The organism is Pseudomonas sp. AC355 (genome assembly GCF_979258205.1).
Genome location: NZ_OZ409843.1, coordinates 311,365 through 326,031, shown reverse-complemented (window position 1 = coordinate 326,031; position 14,667 = coordinate 311,365). Strand labels below are relative to the sequence as shown.

At 64.3% G+C, this 14,667-nt stretch carries 11 protein-coding genes and 1 pseudogene; 4 read left to right on the top strand and 8 right to left on the bottom strand.

The genetic code is table 11. The features are described from left to right. Nucleotides 1-86: 86 nt before the first annotated feature. On the bottom strand, nt 87-647 hold the full coding sequence (locus ACZ0AI_RS01640; RefSeq protein WP_463564266.1) for a TetR/AcrR family transcriptional regulator: 561 nt from the start codon (nt 645-647) through the stop codon (nt 87-89). 187 nt (nt 648-834) lie between these two features. Between ACZ0AI_RS01640 and ACZ0AI_RS01635 the strand changes: the two genes are divergently transcribed. From ACZ0AI_RS01635 to ACZ0AI_RS01625, 3 genes are read left to right on the top strand one after another with little or no spacing between them, the layout of a single operon-like run. After that, a complete protein-coding gene (locus ACZ0AI_RS01635) occupies nt 835-2,001 on the top strand; it encodes an efflux RND transporter periplasmic adaptor subunit (protein WP_463564265.1) in 1,167 nt (388 codons plus the stop codon). 14 nt (nt 2,002-2,015) lie between these two features. Next, on the top strand, nt 2,016-5,150 hold the full coding sequence (locus ACZ0AI_RS01630; RefSeq protein ID WP_463566217.1) for a multidrug efflux RND transporter permease subunit: 3,135 nt from the start codon (nt 2,016-2,018) through the stop codon (nt 5,148-5,150). Nucleotides 5,151-5,154: 4 nt separating this feature from the next. Then, complete coding sequence (locus tag ACZ0AI_RS01625; RefSeq protein ID WP_463564263.1) at nt 5,155-6,597, top strand: efflux transporter outer membrane subunit; 1,443 nt, start codon at nt 5,155-5,157, stop codon at nt 6,595-6,597. A gap of 43 nt (nt 6,598-6,640) precedes the next feature. Here the strand turns inward: ACZ0AI_RS01625 and ACZ0AI_RS01620 are convergent, their stop codons facing one another. The 7 genes from ACZ0AI_RS01620 to ACZ0AI_RS01590 form a co-directional block, all read right to left on the bottom strand. After that, entirely contained in the window at nt 6,641-8,023 is a 1,383-nt protein-coding gene (locus ACZ0AI_RS01620) for a tripartite tricarboxylate transporter permease (protein WP_463566034.1), read from the bottom strand. Beyond that, the gene (locus tag ACZ0AI_RS01615) at nt 8,023-8,559 is read right to left on the bottom strand and encodes a hypothetical protein (RefSeq protein WP_463564262.1); all 537 of its coding nucleotides are present in this window, start codon (nt 8,557-8,559) and stop codon (nt 8,023-8,025) included. The genes ACZ0AI_RS01620 and ACZ0AI_RS01615 overlap by 1 nt, the downstream gene beginning before the upstream one ends. A 117-nt stretch (nt 8,560-8,676) precedes the next feature. Beyond that, nucleotides 8,677-9,087: a hotdog family protein gene (locus ACZ0AI_RS01610; RefSeq protein ID WP_463564261.1), complete on the bottom strand. Its 411-nt coding sequence runs from the start codon at nt 9,085-9,087 to the stop codon at nt 8,677-8,679. 2 nt (nt 9,088-9,089) lie between these two features. Continuing rightward, the gene (locus ACZ0AI_RS01605; protein WP_463564260.1) at nt 9,090-9,548 is read right to left on the bottom strand and encodes an FAS1-like dehydratase domain-containing protein; all 459 of its coding nucleotides are present in this window, start codon (nt 9,546-9,548) and stop codon (nt 9,090-9,092) included. Continuing rightward, nucleotides 9,548-10,786, bottom strand: a complete 1,239-nt coding sequence (locus ACZ0AI_RS01600; RefSeq protein WP_463564259.1) for a CaiB/BaiF CoA transferase family protein — start codon at nt 10,784-10,786, stop codon at nt 9,548-9,550. Before ACZ0AI_RS01600 ends, ACZ0AI_RS01605 begins: the two co-directional genes overlap by 1 nt. 165 nt (nt 10,787-10,951) lie before the next feature. Beyond that, nucleotides 10,952-11,854 (bottom strand): hydroxymethylglutaryl-CoA lyase, encoded by a 903-nt coding sequence (locus ACZ0AI_RS01595; RefSeq protein WP_463564258.1) that lies wholly within the window; start codon nt 11,852-11,854, stop codon nt 10,952-10,954. Further along, nucleotides 11,851-13,137: a hydroxymethylglutaryl-CoA reductase, degradative gene (locus tag ACZ0AI_RS01590; RefSeq protein ID WP_463564257.1), complete on the bottom strand. Its 1,287-nt coding sequence runs from the start codon at nt 13,135-13,137 to the stop codon at nt 11,851-11,853. The genes ACZ0AI_RS01595 and ACZ0AI_RS01590 overlap by 4 nt, the downstream gene beginning before the upstream one ends. Nucleotides 13,138-13,255: 118 nt before the next feature. On the opposite strand from ACZ0AI_RS01590, the pseudogene ACZ0AI_RS01585 reads away from it, so the two are divergent. Then, nucleotides 13,256-14,625 (top strand): annotated as a pseudogene (locus tag ACZ0AI_RS01585) (aminotransferase-like domain-containing protein). Nucleotides 14,626-14,667: the final 42 nt, after the last annotated feature.

Here is a 14,667-nt window from a genome sequence, read left to right as displayed (position 1 = left end):
GGGCAAATCTGCCTGCCACGTTGTTTGCGCCATCTTATCAGCCATCTCGCCCGCAGCGCTCGTCGGGGATCACCGCCTGGGCGCACTTACTGTTGTACGGCGGCGGCACCCTGCATGAAGAACTGCATCAGCGAGGTGCCCATGCCCGCACGTGCCACACGCCCGCGACGCTCGCCATCGACCAGACCGAACAACAAGGAGGCGAAGAGCTCGGTCAGCACCGGCGCGCCGATGTCGATGCGAAACACGTTCTCACGCTGCCCGCGCAGAAAAAATTGATCCAGCGCATTGGTATAGGGCAGCCAGCGCGCATCTTCGCCGCACTCGTCCAGCGAGTCGGGGCGCCATTGGAAGATCAGGAACACCAGCAACTCACGATGCACAAGGTGCCCGTCGACCAGACGCTGCAGAGCGTCCTGCGGTGGTGCGTTCTGCAGATCGGCATCGGCGATGAGCTGATTCATGACCACCGAGCCATAATCGAAGAGCATTTCGATCAGGTTGTCGCGAGTTCCGCAGAAACGGTTGAGCGTCGCCTTGCTCACCCCGGCAGCCTGGGCTATTTCCTTGAAGGTGCCACGCGGGTGCTCGACGATGGCGACCGCGAGGGCCTTGAGCAATTTTTCTTCAGCAGCAGGTCTAACCATCAAATCCAGTCTTCATTCGGGCGTCGGCAACGGCGCGTCATTGTGCAGGAAAAACCTTTTTCCTCAAGGGGACTATCTACTTTGTCCACAAAAACTGCAAATGAGCCAATATTGACTCATTTGCAGTTATACACGATCATCCGCGCCTTTCGAGTACTAACTAAATGGGCTGCGCCCCAGGTGAAGCATGAGCACGATTCGCGAGCGTTGCGTTTTTTCGGCGATAACCCTTTTGGTGGCGATCAGCCTCGCCGGCTGTGACAAGGGCGAGCAAGGCTGGGGGGAGGCGCCGCCCCGCGAAGTCGACGTGCTTACCGTCAAGACCGAGCCCTTCACCGTCGTCGCCGAGCTGCCGGGCCGTATCGAGCCCGTACGCGTTGCCGAAGTGCGCGCTCGGGTCGCCGGTATCGTGCTCAAGCGTACCTTCGAGGAAGGCGCCGACGTTAAGGCGGGCGACCTGCTGTTCCAGATCGATCCCGCGCCGTTCAAGGCTGCGCTGTCTCGTGCTCAGGGCGAACTGGCCCGCGCCGAAGCGCAGCTGTTCCAGGCTCAAGCCACCGTCAAACGCTACGAGCCGCTGGTCAAGATAGACGCCGTCAGCCAACAGGACTTCGACGTCGCCCGCGCCGCGCTGCAAAGCGCCCAGGCCGACAAGCGTTCAGCCCAGGCCAACGTGGAAACCGCGCAGTTGGACGTGGGTTATGCCCAGGTGCGCGCGCCTATCGCCGGGCGTATCGGCCGTGCGCAAGTCACCGAAGGCGCACTGGTCGGCCAGGGCGAAACCACCCTGCTCGCGCGCATTCAGCAACTCGACCCGGTCTACGCCGACTTCACTCAGCCGGCTGCCGATGCCTTGCGCCTGCGCGCCGCCATTGCCGACGGCAAGGTGTCCGGTGACGGCGACAAGACACTGTCGCTGAGCGTCGATGGCACCGATATCGAGAGCAAAGGCACCCTGCTGTTCACCGATATCTCCGTAGACCGCAGCACCGGCCAGATCGCCCTGCGCGGGCGCTTCGACAATCCGAATGGGGTCTTGCTGCCGGGCATGTACGTGCGCGTGCGCACCCCGCAGGGCCTCGATCAGGACGCCATTCTGGTGCCGCAACGCGCCGTACAGCGTTCCGCGGACGGCAAGGCCAGCGTAATGCTGCTGGGCGCCGAGAACACCGTGGAAGCGCGTCCGGTGACCACCGGCAGCATGCAGGGCGCGCGCTGGCAGATCACCGAAGGCCTGAAGGCCGGCGACCAGATCATCACCAGCTCCCTGGCGGCAATCCGACCGGGCGCCAAAGTCGTGCCGCGCCAGCCAGGCGCTGATGCGCAGAACGACACCACTCCCCAGGCGCAATAAGTCGGAGCAACGACATGTCCTTGTTTTTTATCCGGCGCCCCAACTTTGCCTGGGTAGTCGCCCTGTTCATCACGATGGGCGGCTTGCTGGCCATCCCCTTTCTGCCGGTGGCGCAATACCCCAACGTGGCGCCGCCGCAGATCACCGTTACCGCCACCTACCCAGGCGCTTCGGCGCAGGTACTGACCGACTCGGTCACCAGCGTGATCGAGGAAGAGCTCAACGGCGCGAAGAACCTGCTGTACTTCGAGTCCACCAGCAACGCCAACGGTATCGCTGAAATCACCGTGACCTTCCAGCCGGGCACCGATCCCGAGCTGGCCCAGGTCGACGTGCAGAACCGACTGAAACGTGCCGAGGCACGCATGCCTCAGGCCGTGCTCACCCTTGGTATCCAGACCGAGCAGGCCACTGCCGGCTTTCTGCTGATCTACGCACTGAGCTACAAGGATGGTAGCGCCGACGCCGACACCACCGCCCTGGCCGACTATGCAGCGCGCAATATCAACAACGAGATCCGCCGGGTGCCGGGTGTCGGCAAGCTGCAGTTCTTCGCCTCCGAAGCCGCCATGCGCGTATGGATCGACCCGCAGAAGCTGGTCGGTTACGGCCTGTCGATCGACGACGTCAACAACGCCATCCGCGGCCAGAACGTCCAAGTCCCGGCCGGCGCCTTCGGTAGCACGCCGGGTACGGCGGAACAGGAGCTGACCGCGACCCTGGCGGTCAAGGGCACCCTGGATAACCCGGAAGAGTTCGCCGCCATCGTGCTGCGCGCCAACCAGGACGGCTCACGCCTGACCCTGGGCGATGTCGCACGCATCGAAATCGGCAGCCAGGACTACAACTTCGGCTCACGCCAGGACGGTAAACCGGCCGTGGCCGCCGCCGTGCAACTGGCACCGGGCGCCAATGCCATCCAGACCGCCGAAGCGGTCAAGCAGCGCCTTACCGAGCTGTCGGCCAACTTCCCGGACAACGTGCAGTTCTCCATGCCGTACGACACCTCGCGGTTCGTAGACGTGGCCATCGACAAGGTCATCATGACCCTGGCCGAAGCCATGGTGCTGGTGTTCCTGGTGATGTTCCTGTTCCTGCAGAACGTGCGTTACACGCTTATTCCGTCCATCGTGGTGCCGGTGTGCCTGCTCGGTACGTTGACCTTCATGTACCTGCTCGGTTTCTCGGTGAACATGATGACCATGTTCGGCATGGTGCTGGCCATCGGTATTCTGGTGGACGATGCCATCGTGGTAGTGGAGAACGTCGAACGGATCATGGCCGAAGAAGGCCTGGAGCCCGTACCGGCGACCATCAAGGCCATGGGCCAGGTCTCCGGGGCGATCCTCGGCATCACCCTGGTGCTGTCGGCGGTGTTCCTGCCACTGGCGTTCATGTCCGGCTCGGTGGGTGTGATCTACCAGCAGTTCTCGCTGTCACTGGCAGTATCGATCCTGTTCTCGGGCTTCCTGGCGCTGACCTTCACGCCCGCGCTGTGCGCCACCCTGCTCAAGCCAATCCCCCAGGGGCACCACGAAAAGACCGGTTTCTTTGGCTGGTTCAACCGTAAGTTCACCGGCCTGACCGGGCGTTACACGAAACTCAACAGCAAACTGGTGCCGCGCGCCGGGCGCTTCATGTTCGTCTACCTGGGCATCGTGATTCTGATGGGCTTCTTCTACCTGCGCTTGCCGGAATCCTTCGTGCCGGTCGAAGACCAGGGCTACATGATCGTCGATATCCAGCTGCCTCCGGGCGCCACCCGCGAGCGCACCTCGTCGACCGCCAAGGAGCTGGAGCAATTCCTCGCCACTCGTGAAGCCGTAGCGACTTCGTTCGTGGTGCTGGGCTTCAGCTTCTCGGGCATGGGTGAAAACGCCGCCATCGCTTTCCCGCTACTCAAGGACTGGTCCGAGCGTAACGACGAACAATCGGTGCAAGCCGAAACCGCGGCGGTCAACGGGCGCTTCGCCAACCTTGACGACGGCGCCATGATGGCTGTTCCACCGCCGCCTATCGAAGGGTTGGGCAACTCGGGTGGTTTCTCCTTGCGCCTGCAAGACCGGGGTGGTCTGGGCCGTGAAGCGCTGCTCGCGGCGCGTGACGAAGTGCTGGGCAAGGTCAACGGTAATCCGTTGTTCCTGTACGGCATGATGGAGGGCCTGGCCGAAGCGCCACAGTTGCGCCTGATCATCGACCGCGATCAGGCACGCGCTCAGGGCGTCAGCTTCGAGTCGATCAGCAGTGCGCTGTCTACCGCGTTCGGCTCCTCAGTGATCAACGATTTCGCCAACGCCGGTCGCCAGCAGCGCGTCGTCGTGCAAGCCGAGCAAGCTGCGCGGATGACGCCAGACAGCGTACTCAAGCTGCACGTGCCCAACGACAGCGGCAGCCTGGTACCGCTGAGCGCCTTCGTGACCACGCAGTGGGAAGAAGGCCCGACACAGGTTGCCCGCTACAACGGTTATCCGTCGATCCGCATTTCCGGCGACGCCGCCCCTGGCGTCAGCACCGGCGAGGCCATGGCCGAACTGGAACGCATCGCTGGCGACCTGCCGGAAGGCATCGGCTACGAGTGGACGGGCCTGTCCTATCAGGAGAAGGTCGCCAGCGGCCAGGCGGTGATTCTCTTCGCCCTGGCCATCGTGGTGGTCTTCCTGCTGCTGGTCGCCCTTTACGAGAGCTGGGCGATTCCGCTGACGGTGATGCTCATCGTACCGGTCGGCGCACTCGGCGCGGTGCTTGCGGTGACGGCCATCGGCCTGCCCAACGATGTGTACTTCAAGGTCGGCCTGATCACCGTGATCGGCCTGGCGGCGAAGAACGCCATCCTTATCGTCGAGTTCGCCAAGGATCTGTGGGAGGAAGGTTACTCCCTGCGCGATGCCGCCATCGAAGCAGCACGCCTGCGCTTCCGGCCAATCATCATGACCTCCATGGCCTTCATGCTCGGCGTGGTCCCCCTGGTGATCGCGAGCGGCGCCGGTGCTGCCAGCCAGCGCGCCATCGGTACCGGGGTGCTGGGCGGCATGTTCAGCGCGACCTTGCTCGGGGTGATCTTCGTGCCGATCTTCTTCGTCTGGGTGCTCTCGCTGCTGCGTACCAAGGCCAAGCAAACCGACAATCACCCACTGCACAAAGCGGAGTAATGCCATGACCTCCCAAATCATGCTGCGCCCCGCCCTACTGGCAATGGCCATCGCCCTCGGAGGTTGTTCCCTGGCCCCTCATTACGAGCGGCCGGATGCGCCGGTCGCCGAGCAATGGACGGCCGCGAGCACAGCCGGCACTCGCGCGGATGCGTTGGACTGGCAGACCTTTATCGTCGATGCCGACCTGCGCCGTGCGGTGGACACCGCTCTGAGCAATAACCGTAGCCTGCGCCAGGCGCTGCTGGATATCGAAGCGGCGCGCGCCCAGTACCGTATCCAGCGCGCCGACCGCCTGCCGTCGATCAACGCCAACGCCACCGGTAACCGCCAGCGCCTGCCGGCCGATCAGTCGCAGACCGGACGCTCCGAAGTGACCAGCGTCTATCAGGTCGGCGTGGGCCTGGCCGAATACGAGGTCGACCTGTTCGGCCGCGTGCGCAACCTCTCCGAGGCAGCGCTGGAAACCTACCTGGCCACCGAGGAAGCGACCCGCGCCACGCAGATCAGCCTGATCGCCGAAGTGATCCAGGCCTACCTAACCCGCGACGGCGCATTGCGCCGCAGGGCGCTGATCGAACAGACCCTGGACAGCCGCCTGGCCTCGCTGGATCTGGTGAGCAGGCGTCGCGAGGCCGGTACCGCTACGGCGCTGGATTATCAGGAAGCCGTCGGCCTGGCCGAGCAGGCCAAAGCCGAACGCGAAAGTACCGAGCGCCAGCTACGCCAGGCGGACAACGCCCTGGTACTGCTGCTCGGCACGCCGGACGTCGAGCGATTGCTGCCCGCCAAACCGCGCGACAACCTGATGGTACTGCAAGACATCGCCCCAGGCACCACCTCGGCATTGATCGAGCGGCGTCCGGACATTCTGGCCAGCGAACACCGCCTCAAGGCACGCAACGCCGATATCGGTGCCGCCCGTGCAGCATTCTTCCCGCGCATCACCCTGACCGGCTCGGTAGGCAGTTCCAGCACCGAGCTGTCCGGGCTGTTCGATGGCGGTTCACGGGCTTGGAGCTTCGCGCCGAGCCTGTCGCTGCCGATCTTCGCCGGCGGCCGCAACCGCGCCAACCTGAACCTCGCCGAAGTCCGCCAGGACGCGGCGGTAGCGGATTACGAAGGCACCATCCAGACCGCCTTCCGGGAAGTCGCCGATGCCCTCGCCGCCACCGACACGCTGCGTCGCGAGGAGGCCGCGCGGCGTGCGCTGGCGGACTCCAGCCGGGCTGCGGAAACCCTTGCCGAAGCACGCTACCGAGGCGGCGTGGACGACCACCTGCGTTACCTCGACGCGCAACGCAGCAGCTTCACCGACCAGACCACCCTGATCCAGATCAGCACCGAGCGACAACTCGCCCTGGCCGATCTGTTCAGAACCCTGGGCGGTGGCTGGACAGGAGATGGAATGGCGCGTGCGGATGCTTCGACACCCGCGCAGCGCTGATGAAAAAAGGGCGTGCAGGCAAAAGCCACACGCCCTTTCTCCTTCAGTTCAACAGTGCGATCAACGCGGGAACGCTGAGCACCGCCGTGTAGTAGCCCATGAACTGCACGCCGATGTTGAAGCCCAGGAAACGCCCCAGAAGGCCGCCGAGCAGACCGATGGTGACGATCACCAGCAGCCCGAGCAGGCCGCCCTCCCAGATACCGACGACCAGCACCAGGCCGATGAAGGTGGCGATCACCGCTTCGTGGCTGATCCTGCGCGACACGAATGAAGCTGCCTGGTGGGCGAAGTTCATGGTGAAGGGATAGGCGATCAGAATGGCGACCAATACCGCCATCATGCCGTAGCCGAAAAACTCCCAGTTGTTGAGCAGGTTATGCAGGTTGTTGACCTCACCGGTGACGCTGTCCACGGTGAAGCGCGGCGGTGCGTTGAACAGCGGCGCTGCAGGCCCGGCAGCCACCGGGCTGAGCGGCAGGCCGAAGGCGATCAGCGGAATCAGCGCCTCGGCGATGTAGGTCGACTCGGTCACCCCGTTACGGGCAGTGATCACCGTGGTAAGCCGCTCGTAGGCTTGCTTGATACGTGCGCCGATCAGCTCGCCCATGATCACCGTCATGGCCACCGGGCTGAACACGAAGGTGGCGCTGGTCACGCTCGCCGCCATGGCGGTCATGCGCGTCTGCCGCTTGTTGATAACCCGGAACGGGTTGGGAAAGTAGCCGCGCCAGCCCTTCATGTCCGGCGCCAGGGAGAACACGCGATACTCATCGCGACGCATACGCTCACGCTCGGCTGGCACCAGCATCGAGAACAGCGAAGTGATCAGCGGTGCCACGGCGATACCAAGGAAGTAACTGACCGCCAGTTTGACGCCGTACTGGGCCGTCAACGTCTGCAGGGCGACAATCACCAGCACGAACGGCAGCAAGGCCAGCACAGAGGCCCAGCGCCCGGCCGAAAAGTAAGCGATGGTGAAGGCGGCGCAGAGGAACACCCAGGGAGCGAACTGCTTGATGACGTCGCCGAACGGCGCCAGCAGCACGGCGAACAGCACCGCCAGCGGCACCGCGATGACTGCCGCTACGGCGCCACCGGAAATCATCTTGCGCAGGGCCACGTGGGGCACGCCAAGGCGGCGCAGGTGGTTGGCGTCACCAATCAGCGCGGTCGCCGAGGTATCACCAGGAATGCCCAGCAGCGCAGTGGGCACCGCGTGGGTCATGTGCTTGGCCACCGCACCGGCCAGAAAGAAGGTGAGAATGCCAGCCGGCGGCGCGCCGAGCAGTACCACGAGCATGGTCAGCGGCGCCAGGGTGGTGGTTTCGTCGGTTCCCGATACCAGGCCGATGGCGGAGAACAGCACGGCGCCGAACAAGCCCAGCGCCAGGGCCATGAGTATTTCGTAGAGTAGGCCCTCCATCACGAACGCCCTCCGCTCAGCGCCAGGGACGCGCGCGTATCTACTTCGGCTTCGGCGCCGCCATTCTCGCGCGCCTGTTCTTCACGGGTCTGGGCATCACGGAACAACTCGTAGAGGCCGAGCTCGTGCAGCTCGGCAACCACCTCGGGCGAGGTGTCCTCGAGACGGCCAAGGCTGCCGTATTCCTTGAGCAGGTCATTGACCACCTGCTCGCGAAATGCCGGATCCGCCACGTGCTCGACCACATCGCGCTTGGGCTTGAACAGCATGGCGCTGATCGCACCACCGCCCAGGCAGCCGAGAATGCCGAAAAGCATGGCGTAGGCCTTGGCCATCTGCGCGGATTCGACGAGGCCACCGAGTATCAACAGCGCCAGCCCATAGGCGCCCAGGCTGACGATGGCGCTGACGATGATGGCCAGCACCAGATGCCTGGCATCGACGGTGTCGCCCCACACCTCGTAGAGGTTGTCGGTGTTGCGCGCCGCGTCCGCGCTGGGCGGTGTCGCGGCAGGTCTGGCAAGCTCTTGGCTCATGGTGTCCCCCGCCCTTTCGGGCTCTTGTTGTTATTGAGGAAGCAACTGGTTGGCGACCGCAAGGTCGGGTTCGTATGCGCTACAAGCGCCTGCCGTGGCGCCCGTCGTCTCTCCTGTTCATGCAGCGCCAGCAAGGCGTACGCTGGCGCTTCCCTGAGTGATCACCTGGCCTGCCTGGTTGGTCATGCGCAGCGTTAGGGTCACTCGCCCTGCCTCTACCGCGGTGACTTCCCCGGCAGCGGTCAGCACATCGCCGAGATAAGCCGCGCGCCGATTGCTGTACTCGAAGCTCAGCAGTTCGTCGCCCTCCTCCATCCAGTCGTACACCAGCTGGGTCAGCCAATCACCCTGCAACGGGCCGTCCACCAGCAGCGCGGGATGCCCCTCGCTCTGCTGGGCATAGGGCAGGTCATAGTGGATACGGTGGGCATTCCAGATGGCCGCGTTGTACAGGAACAGCTGTACGGTACCGGGCCTGTATTCGCGCTCGGGCAGCCGCTGGCCTGCTCTGATCATCTGCCTGGCCATGTTCACCTCGCGATCCGGGTCAGGCGCTCGGTCACCACCGGCTCGCCCGCTTCGGTTTCAAAACGGTTCTCGAACACCAGAAAGATCAGCGGCCCTTCGGCGCCCTGTTTCTGGTAGATGTCCAGCAAAGTCTGCCGACACAGCAGCACGTCGCCGGCGAAGATCCTCCGGTGCATCTGGTACTCGCTGCCGCCAGCCATGATGCGCTTGAGTGGCAACTCGGGAATCAGCGGGTCGTCGGGCTTGTGTCCGTCTTCCAGCAGTTGCTCCAACGGCAGCACCGGCATCATGGCGCTGAACAGGAACAGCAACGGTGCCTCGTCGCCATCGAGATAACGGCGCTGACGCTGCCCGGTGGCCACTGCATATTTCCTGATGTCATTGCGGTTCACTTCGAAGCGCGACGGCGGCAGCGAGGTGCCGATGCTGCGCCGGGCCTCATCGCTGATCAGATCCGCCATCAGATCACCCCCAGCCGGATCAGCTCGGCGTATTCGGCTTCGTCCAGGCCGAGCCACTCGCGGTAGATGGAAGCGTTGTGCTGCCCGACCGAGGGGGCACTGGCGCCGCGCTCCAGGGTGCCGCCGGAGAGTTTGATCGGATTGCCGAAGACCTCGAAGCGGGCGCCCTGGCAGTCGACGGGCACCACCATGTCGCGCTCGCGCAGGTGGGGATCGGCCACCACTTCATCGATGCTCTTGATCGGCGACAGTGGGAAACGATCACCGGTCATGGCTTCCAGTTCGGCCTTGGTGTGGGCGCCGAGCCAGCGTTCCACGGCAGGCTTGACCTTGCGCAGGTAGACGTCGGTCTCGAAGCGCTTGGCCATGCTGTCGACCTCGGGGTCGCTGGCCATCGCCTCGTCGCCGAAAGTCAGGCAGGCCTCGCGCCAGAACTTGTCGGTGTAGGCACCGAAGAACACGTAGCCATCCTTGCAGGCGTAGCGTCCGTAGGGGCGCACGAACGGATGGCCATTGCCCTCGGGCACCGTGACCTTGCCGGTTTCGGTGTAGGTCACTAGCGCGTTTTCGGTCAGCGAGACGATGGAGTCCTGCTGCGACACGTCTACCAATTGGCCCTGACCGGTGCGTTCAGCTTCACGCAGCGCACCGAGGGTACCGATGGCCGCATACAGCGCAGCGGACAGATCACCCAGCACCGTGCCCACGCGCATCGGCTCCTCTACCGTGCCGTTCATGGACCAGAGCCCGCCGCTGGCCTGGGCGCTGCTGTCGAATGCCGGTCGCAGGGAATTCGGGCCGTACTGACCGAAGCCACTGATGGCGGTGAACACGATGGCTGGATTGACCTCCCTGAGCACCTCGTAGCCCAGCCCCAGCTTGGCCATGGTGCCGGGCCGGAAGTTCTCGATGACGATATCGGCCTTGCGCACCATATCCAGGAAGGTGGCCTTTCCCTCGGCCTTTTTCAGGTTCAGGCAGACCGCCATCTTGTTGCGATTGAACTGGGCGAAGAAGCCACTCACCGGCTCGCTGCTGCTACGGCTGAGCGGCGGAAATTCGCGGGTAAGGTCGGGGTCGGCGGGGTTCTCGATCTTGATCACCGTGGCGCCCATGTCGGCCAGCAGCATGGCGCAGTACGGGCCGGCGACGACGCGGGTGAGGTCGAGAATGGTCACGCCCTTCAGAGGGCCGGCAGTTCTGGCGAAACTCGCCAGTGCATCGGTAAGCGAATTCATGGGTTCTCCTGTGTCGGTACGTCGCCGCTAGGGCGCGAGGGGCCCGATGAAAGGCCAACGTACGCTCGGACAGTGAGCTGACGGAGTGATCCGGGCCGTGCGACGTAAAGGCTGTCGCCCTCTGACCCGCACCCTTTCCGGGTTATTGTTCTGTTCTGCAATCGGTTAATGCGCCCTGTTGCGCAGGGCGTTGGCCACCCTCGAAGCCGACGGTTTGCCCAGGGCCGCATCGATGAAAGCCCCGGCCTCGAGCAGTGCCGACAGATCCACGCCGGTTGCCAGGCCCTGGCCTTCGAGCAGATAAACCAGCTCCTCGGTTGCCACATTACCGGTAGCACCAGGCGAATACGGGCAGCCACCCAAGCCGGAAACCGAACTGTCGAACACCCGCACGCCGGCCTCCAGGGCGGCCTGAATGTTGGCCACCGCCATGCCGTAAGTATCGTGAAAATGCCCGGCCAGTGCCGTGATCGGCACCTCGCTGGCACAGGCGTCGATCAGCGCTCTGGTCTTGCCTGGCGTGCCTCTGCCGATGGTGTCACCGAGACTGATCTCGTAGCAGCCCATGGCATGCAGCTCGCGGGCAACCCGCACCACGTCCGCCACTGGTACCTCACCACTGAACGGACAACCGAGCACACAGGAAACATAGCCGCGCACCGCAACGCCCTGCTCCAGCGCCTTGCCCAATACCGGCTCGAAGCGCTGCAGGCTTTCGGCGATGGAGCAGTTGATGTTCTTCTGCGAAAACGCCTCGGAAGCGGCGGCGAATACCGCCACCTCCCGGCACCCCGCCTGCAGTGCAGCATCCAGCCCCTGGAGGTTGGGCACCAGCGCCGTATAGGTCACCCCCGGACGTTGCTCGAGGCGGCGCAGCACCTGGTCGGAGTCGGCCATCTGCGGCACCCAGCGCGGCGACACGAACGCACCGGCTTCCAGAGTACGCAGCCCAGCCGCGACCAGCCGCTCGATCAACGCCACACGCACCTCGACCGGCAGGGTCAGGGCTTCGTTCTGCAGGCCGTCGCGAGCGCCGACCTCCACCAGCCTTACCGCACGCATGCTCATTGCCCGCGCTTTTCGCGCAACAACGCCTCGGCGCGGTCGGCACGTACGTCCCGAGTCTCGACCATGCGCTTGACCAGCCAGTCCAGCTCATCGCCACGGGCACCGGCCGACAGCGCGATATTGCGCGCATGCAGGGCCATGTGGCCGCGCTGAATGCCTTCGGTAGCCAGGGCGCGCAAGGCCCCGAGGTTCTGCGCCAGGCCGACGGCGACGGCGATCTCGCCCAGCTCCTGGGCGCTCTTCACGCCCAGAATGCGCAACGAAAGCTGCGCCAGTGGATGGGTCTTGGTGGCGCCACCGACCAAGCCGAGTGGCATGGGCATTTCGATGGTGCCGACCAGATGGCCTTCGCGATCCTTCTCCCAGGTGGTCAGGGAGCCGTAGTGACCATTGCGGCAGGCATAGGCATGGGCGCCCGCCTCCACGGCCCGCCAGTCGTTGCCGGTGGCCACCACCAGCGGGTCGATGCCGTTCATGATGCCCTTGTTGTGGGTCGCGGCGCGGTACGGGTCGATGGCCGCGAAGGTGTAGGCATCGATCACCCCCTCGATAACCTCCGTGCCCTTGTACTCGGCGGTATCCAGATGTTCCGGGGCGATCCGCAACTGGGCACGCGCCAGGCGCAGATCGGCGAGATTGGAGAGGATGCGCAGACGCACCTTGCCGCCCGTGAGCTGTTCCATCAGCGGCGCCACGGCCTCGGCCATGGTGTTCACCGTGTTCGCGCCCATGGCGTCGCGTACATCGACGATCAGGTGCGCGACCAGCATCGGCCCGCGTGGGCTGTCGATGAAGGTGTGCACCTCGATATCACGGCAACCGCCGCCCAGGCTGTTCAGCAACTGGTCTTTGCTGTTGGCCAGGGTGATGATCTCGTCCTTGTTGCGCAGCAGGCTGAGGCGCGCGTTGTAGGGATCGCTGACACCGATGATCTGTACCTGAGCACGCATCAGCGGCGCACTACTGGAGGTCTGGAAGCCCCCTGCCGGACGGGTCAGCTTGGCCATGAACGAGGCCGCCGCAACTACCGAGGGCTCCTCCACCACCAGCGGGATCAGCATCTCCCGGCCGTTGATGCGGAAGTTGCTGGCCAGCGCATAGGGCAACTCGAACTTGCCGATCACGTTCTCGATCATGCCGTCGGCGATCTCCAATGGCAGCGCACCGGCATCACGCAAAAGCGCGGTTTCCTCAGCGGACAGGCCAAGCAGCTGCTGCACGTGCTCGAGGCGTTGTGCGGGGGACAGATTACGGAAATCAGGCAGGCGGGAATCGATCGTCATTGGGCGCTCCTCGGGGAGTCGTTTGTTATTGGTTGGGACGAACGTTATCCTCACTGTATCCCTGAAAGAAGGTACAGTTTGCCCGGACACTTCATTCCTGTACCCAGGGATTTGCGCCATGCCCAGACAGACCCTCGCCCAGAAAGTCGCCGATGCCATCGCCAGGCAGATTGCCGATGGCGCCCTGCAGGCGGGCAGCAAACTGCCCTCGCTGCGCGAGTACATGCGCCTGCACGGGCACTCCAAGAACACGGTGATCACCGCCTACGAGCACCTCGCCTCCCAAGGGCTGGTGGAGGCCCGACACGGCAAGGGGTTCTTCGTCTGCAAGAGCGTCAGCGCCAGTGTCGAGGACGACGAGTCGCAGCCCTATACCCGGGCGCTGGACACCATCTGGATGATGCGCCAGCAGTTCGTCCGCGACCCCGGCCACTCACACCTCGGCGAGGGCTTTCCGCCAGTGGAATGGCTGATGGACATGCGCCTGGACAAATTTCACCGCCAGGTGGTGCGCGGTGGCGTGACCACCCTGTTTCGCTACGGCACGCGGCTGGGCAACCCCGGCCTGCGCCAGCGCCTGGCGCAGAAGCTGGCGGACTACCGCATCGCCGTCTCGCCCCGGCAATTGGTCACCACCCTGGGCGCCAACCACGGAATGGACTTGATCATCCGCCGCTACGTCATTCCCGGCGACGCGGTGCTGGTCGAAGACCCGGGTTACTACCCGCTGTTCGGCAAATTGCAGTTGCAGGGCGCACGCATGCTCGGCGTACCGCGGGAGGCCGACGGGCCGGATCTGGATGCACTGGAGCGGGTGCTGAAAGAGAAAAACCCAGGCTGTTCTTCCTCCAGTCGGTGGGCCACAACCCTACCGGCTCGGACATCTCCCCCGCCAAGGCCCACCGCCTGCTGCAGATTGCCGAAGCGCACGACCTGCTGCTGGTGGAGAACGACGCCATGGCCGACTTCAAACCCAGTTCGGCGATGAAACTCACGGCGCTGAACCAGTGCGAGCGCACCCTGTATCTGGGCAGCTTTTCCAAATCGATTTCCGCCGCCTTGCGCGTCGGCTTCATCGCTGGCAGCAAACAACGCATCGAAGAACTGGCCGACCTGAAGATGCTGCTGCACAACAGTGGCGCCGAATACAGCGAGCGCACCATCGAGGTGATCCTCGGCGAAGGGCATTTCCTGCGCCACCTGTCACGCCTGCAGGATCGCCTGCGCGCTGCCACGCAACGCGGGCTCGAGGTACTCGATGAACTGGGTGCCGAGGTATTCTGCCGGCCGGAGCAGAGCCTCTATCTGTGGGCGCGTTTTCCCGGCATTGATGACGCCAACGCCCTCACCCGGCATTGCCTGACCCAAGGCGTGATGCTCGCGCCAGGCTCGATCTTCGCCGTCAACCGGCAGACGCCAGTGCCCTGGACGCGGCTCAATGTGGCCTATCTGGATGACCCGGCGTTCCGTCGCAGCCTGATGCGTTGAGAGCACCAGGCTGCCTGCACCCGGAAACGCGCAGTTGTCTCC